The organism is Aminobacter sp. J41 (assembly GCF_000526635.1).
Taxonomy (GTDB): Bacteria; Pseudomonadota; Alphaproteobacteria; order Rhizobiales; family Rhizobiaceae; genus Aerobium.
Map to the genome: position 1 here is coordinate 1 of NZ_JAGL01000075.1, position 5026 is coordinate 5026.

Annotated in this window: 5 protein-coding genes and 1 tRNA gene; 3 read left to right on the plus strand and 3 right to left on the minus strand. The window is 59.9% G+C overall.

Translation table 11 applies throughout. From position 1 onward, the window contains the following. On the plus strand, positions 1 to 261 hold a 261-nt coding region (locus L630_RS0120355; RefSeq protein WP_024850016.1), incomplete at its 5' end, for an integrase core domain-containing protein. Positions 262 to 333: 72 nt separating this feature from the next. On the opposite strand, the gene L630_RS22315 is transcribed toward L630_RS0120355, so the two are convergent. The 3 genes from L630_RS22315 to L630_RS0120370 all read right to left on the minus strand — a co-directional run bounded on the left by L630_RS22315 (position 334) and on the right by L630_RS0120370 (position 3536). Then, a complete protein-coding gene (locus L630_RS22315) occupies positions 334 to 2187 on the minus strand; it encodes a hypothetical protein (protein ID WP_144708974.1) in 1854 nt (617 codons plus the stop codon). A 267-nt stretch (positions 2188 to 2454) separates the two neighbouring features. Continuing rightward, positions 2455 to 2531, minus strand: a tRNA-Met gene (locus L630_RS0120365). Between the two features lie 354 nt (positions 2532 to 2885). Continuing rightward, positions 2886 to 3536, minus strand: coding sequence for a glutathione S-transferase family protein (locus L630_RS0120370; RefSeq protein ID WP_024850018.1), 651 nt, complete (start codon positions 3534 to 3536; stop codon positions 2886 to 2888). Positions 3537 to 3713: 177 nt separating this feature from the next. On the opposite strand from L630_RS0120370, the gene L630_RS0120375 reads away from it, so the two are divergent. Then, on the plus strand, positions 3714 to 4676 hold the full coding sequence (locus tag L630_RS0120375; RefSeq protein WP_024850019.1) for a Gfo/Idh/MocA family oxidoreductase: 963 nt from the start codon (positions 3714 to 3716) through the stop codon (positions 4674 to 4676). 75 nt (positions 4677 to 4751) lie between these two features. Beyond that, positions 4752 to 5026, plus strand: a 275-nt coding sequence (locus tag L630_RS0120380) for a transposase (RefSeq protein ID WP_034331186.1), incomplete at its 3' end; no start/stop codon positions are given.

Below are 5026 nucleotides of genomic sequence, written 5' to 3' on the forward strand. Positions count from 1 at the left end.
GGAAGCCCTTGGGAGAACGGCTACTGCGAGAGCTTCAACTCGAAGCTCCGCGACGAACTGCTCGACGGTGAGATCTTCTACAGCCTCGCCGAGGCCAAGATCATCATCGAAGCCTGGCGGCGGTACTACAACACCNAGAGGCCACACTCGTCGCTTGGATACAAGCCACCGGCACCCGAGGCCATCATCTGGCCTGCGCCAGNAAGCGGAGCAGCACCGTCATCTGCCCAGGCAATAGCCCCAAGGCCGATCATGAACTAAGATTGAAACCGGACCACCCTATGGGGTCAGGCCATGTGCTCACAGCGAACGCTCGCCTTTGCGCCTTCAAGTCTACTTTCGGCCCAACTTTTCTCTGTAATAGACGGACCAGTTCGCCGAGTTCAACCACGGTTTCAGCACCCTCAGCTCTCCCCTATCTGCCCGCTCCTTAGAGGGCATAAGAAGCTCCGCAATCAGGTTGATTTCTGGGGACAGGATTTTGGTGAACTCCGTCAGATCATGATTGGTCAACCGCTGCTTTCGCCCGTATCGGGACGGTATCTCGTTGTTTCCTGTGTGCCCCATCAGCTTTCGGCGTGCGGCGTCCTTGATCTTGGAGTTGTCGATCAGCTCGGCAAACCAGTGGCGGGACGAATAGAGTGTGACGTCAAATCGTTCGAAGCCGATTTTGCCTCTCAGATATTGGAAGCTCTTTGTCAGGGGTTGGCCCCATCTCATCTCCCCGCCAGGCTTTGGATAGGGCTCCCACTCGGGAAACAGGACCGGACAGCCAATCGATCGCAGATCATCGATCCGATCAAGCAGGCCCAAGTCGAGAAGGAGGGGGTGGAGAGGGATCGTCCGGTGCGACGACTGGGTCTTAAAGCGCTTCACATCTTTACGAGCGACGCGGCCCTTCTTCGGGTCAAAACCGCGCAGCTGTAGGTAATAGATGCCGCCTTCTGCTTCGATATCGTCGAGTTCAATCTGCCCAAGCTCTCCTGCCCGCACGCCAGTAAGGAACGAGATCACGTAGGCCCAATAGAGGTGGTTCTGAACCAGACAGTCGCCCTTGACCCAGATCCGCTCTGGACTCATGCAGCCAGTGAAGAGGGGTAGCGAGAAGATCTTGGTAACTTCCTCAGTCGAGAAGGCGTCCCGCTCGATCGAGACCAGATTTTCGTCGCTCGTCGCAGAAAACTTTGGAAGAGGCCGTCGGTAGAGTTCCTGCTCGATCAGCCAGCCGAAGAAGCGGGACAGAGCATTGTGGTAGCCGTTCTTCAACCGGGCTTCTGTGAGGCGCTTCAGGTTGTCCCATCCATGCTTCTGCGCATAGTCGTAGCGTGCCGCAAGGCTCCCGGTATGTTCGCGCGGAATGTTCCTGCGATCAGGGATATGGGGCAGCATTTCATCGAGGGTTTTAATGGCCTCCTCATCGAACTCAGCGAGAAGAGGATCCCCCATCTTGTCGATGATGAACTGGACGATCAGCTTCACGATCGATCGCCCATCAGCGTTTCCGCCCTTCCTGATGTCTGCCTCTTCGTAGGCTGCCAGTGCCTCGGAGAAGCGGAGGGAAGCTTTAGGTGGCGCGGATTCATCCTCCACGCCCACCCTGTGATCTTCCAGCTGTTCGTCGTCGTTCGCTTGGAAGGACGGCGATCGTCGTGTGTCCACCATTGCGTCGGAAAGCGAGGTTCGTGAGGGGGCAACGACGATGTTCGGACCGTCTGCCCGCTCTGACAGATGCCTGTCACCTGCGTCAAAATCATGCGGTTTCGGCTTGAGGGCCTCATTTTGCGAAATTGGGAGCGGGTCCGCAGCGTAGGCCGGGAAAACTGGCGTCTCAGGAGAAAGCGGCACAACGGGGATGTGGCTTGCTTGGACTGCTCCCAACGAGATTGCCATCTGCATGTCCGCCCGTCCGCGTTCGTACTGTAGAATTCCCTCGACTCGTCTGCTCAGCGCTTCGGCTTTGACGTTCTGACGCACGAAGAGCTCAAACAATGGTCGGAACTCTGGTTCGATCATGTCCGGATCGCACCCTTGCGCTTTCGCGCGTCGAGTGAGGTTCTTGAGAAGTTCCTCGAAGTTGCGGCGAGCGACCAGGCGGTCCTCCGATATCCGGATTGGGTCTGCTAAATATAGACGCAGCTGACGGACGTTTTTTTGGAACAAGTCCACGTAGTCGACGCTATCGTTCATCCGGTGCAACCACCCCAGGCACTCTGCAAGTCGTATTCGTGCCTGAAGATAGTCGCTGGTTCTTAACGACGCCCTGTAGAGGCGAAGCCCGCTAAGCGAGACCATGGGCTGGGGGAGTCGAACCTGCATGTAATAACGCCCGTCGCGTCGGGACATATAAGAAGGCAACGCCATTGCATCTCCCACGTACATCTGCGTGAGATGACTCACAGTCGCTCGAACCTCCGTTCGATGCTAACTGACTGATCTTTCTGGCTGGCCAACTAGTGGTAGCGGAGGAGGGACTCGAACCCCCGACACAAGGATTATGATTCCTCTGCTCTAACCAACTGAGCTACTCCGCCCCAGCGAACCGCAGTGCCGTTTGAGGCGGGGCGGTCCGTGAAGGTGGCGCGGATATACGGTGGCGCCGGGCAACCTGTCAAGCGCCCAACACGCCGAACCATGTTGATTTTCTTCCATCTTCCAAATCAGCCGGAAAGGCGCGCCAAAAGCAGGTGACCGGACACGCCAATGTCCGGTCGTTGATAGGAAGTGAGGCACGGTTTCCAGAGATAGGGGGCGAGGCGCCACTCAACGGCCTGACGCAGCGAATCGGCCCTGCTGGCTCCTCCAGGGGAGGGTTGCGCAGGTACTCCCGGATAAGCGGCAAGGGAGCCCATGAAGGCGGCCACGGGCGGCCCACAGCCCCCGCCGACTCACTTGTTCATCTGCGCGAAGAACTCCTGCAGCGCCGGCACATGAGCCGCCATCTCCGCGTCCTTCTGGCTGGCGCGGACAGCGGCAGGGCGTTCGCCGATGCGGTCGAGGTATTCCTGGAACACCGGCTTCTTCGGCAGGATGCCGATGATGTTCATGGTGAATTGGAGGCTCGACGCCAGTTGCACGTCAGCGGCGGTGAAACGGTTGCCGGCGGCGTAAGGCCGTTCGGAAAGCACGCGCTCCAGATAGGCGACCATGTCGTCGAACAGGCCGAAAGCGTGGTCGTTGCTCTCATAGCTGGTGTAGCCCTTGGCGTGCATGGTGATGCACGGGTCGAGCACGGACGCGAGATAGACGATCATCGACAGATACGGCCCGCGGTCAGGGTCCGTGAGGGCAGGGGCGAGACCGGCCTCCGGGAAGGTGTCGGCGAGGAAGATGGTGATCGCCGGCCGCTCGGTGACGACAACGCCATTGTACTCGATCGCCGGCACCTTCTTGTTCGGCTGGATGCGCCGGTAGTCCTCCGGCACGCCGCCCTCAGCGCGGATGTCTACGTGAACGAGTTCGTAGTCGATGCCCAGTTCCTCGATGAGCCAGAGGATACTGGACGAGCGCGACCACGGCGCGTGGTAGAATTTGAGCATCGGTCTCTCCCATTTGACGGATGGTCATTATGCCGACTGCCTGCTGACAACTCGGTGTCAGTAGGTGATTTTGGCGGTGCGCTTCTGCGTCGCTGCCATATCTTTGGCCCCATGCGGGGTTGAGTTAGCCCCGCCAGCCGACTATGTGTCGGCGATCGAATTCACCGGTAAACGTCAATGAAACCGCGCATCGCTGTCCTCGGCTGCGGCTACTGGGGCTCCAATCACATTCGCACGCTCAAGTCGCTCGGGGCGCTTTATGCCGTTTCCGATGCCAACGTGGCGCGCGCCGAAGGCTTTGCGAGCGAGCAGGAATGCCTGTTCTTCGAGCCCGAAGTGCTGTTCAAGCGCGACGACATCGACGCGATCGTGATGGCGCTGCCGCCGCAGTTCCACGCCGAGAACGCCATCAAGGCGGTCGAGAACGGCAAGGACGTGCTGGTCGAGAAGCCGATCGCGCTCAACGTGCCGGATGCCGAGCGGGCGGTGGCGGCCGCGCGCGCCAACAACCGCATCTTCATGGTCGGCCATGTGCTGCGCTTCCACCCGGCCTTCGAGAAGCTGAAGGAGCTGATCGACGCCGGCGAGATCGGTACCGTCCGCTACATCCACTCGCACCGCCTCGGCCTTGGCAAGTTCCATACCGAGAGCGACGCGCTGTGGGACCTGGCGCCGCATGACCTGTCGATGATTTTGGCCATTACGGGCTCTGCGCCGACCGAGGTTCGCGGCGAGGGTGCGGCGGTGCTCGATGACCTTGCCGACTTCGCACACCTGCACATGCGCTTCCCTGGCGGTTTGCGCAGCCATCTGTTTGCATCGCGGCTCAATCCGTACCGCGAGCGCCGGCTGACCGTCGTAGGCAACAAGGCGATGGCCGTGTTCGACGACATGGAGCCGTGGGACAGGAAGCTCGCGATCTATCACCACGCCGTCTGGCAGGACAGCGGCCAGTGGGCGTTTACGATGAACGAGCCGAGCTATGTCGAGGTTGAGTCGGGCATGCCGCTAACACGCGAGCTCGAGCACTTTATTGAGTGCATCGGCACTCGCGCCGAACCGCGCACGGGCGGCGAGGAAGCAATCAACGTGCTGCGCATCCTCACCGAAGGTTCGGCGATCCACAGCGAAGAGAAATAGAGAGGGGCCCGATCGGGCCCCTCAGACTGCTGACAAACCTCTGGCTTCGGCCGGAGGTTTTTGATTCAGTGAGGCATGTTGAAGAAACCTGCTCCAGTTCAGACGGCGATCGAGATGGTGACGCTCGAGAGCCTTGTTCCAGCAGATCACCTGCTGCGCAAGATCGACGCGGTGATCGACTTCTCCTTCATCCACGATCGTGTCGCGGGGCTCTACTGCCCCGACAACGGCCGGCCGCCGCTNGACCCCACGCTGATGTTCAAGGCGCTGTTCATCGGCTATCTGTTCGGCATCCGCTCCGAGCGCCAGCTGGTGCGCGAGATCGAGGTCAATGTCGCCTACCGCTGGTT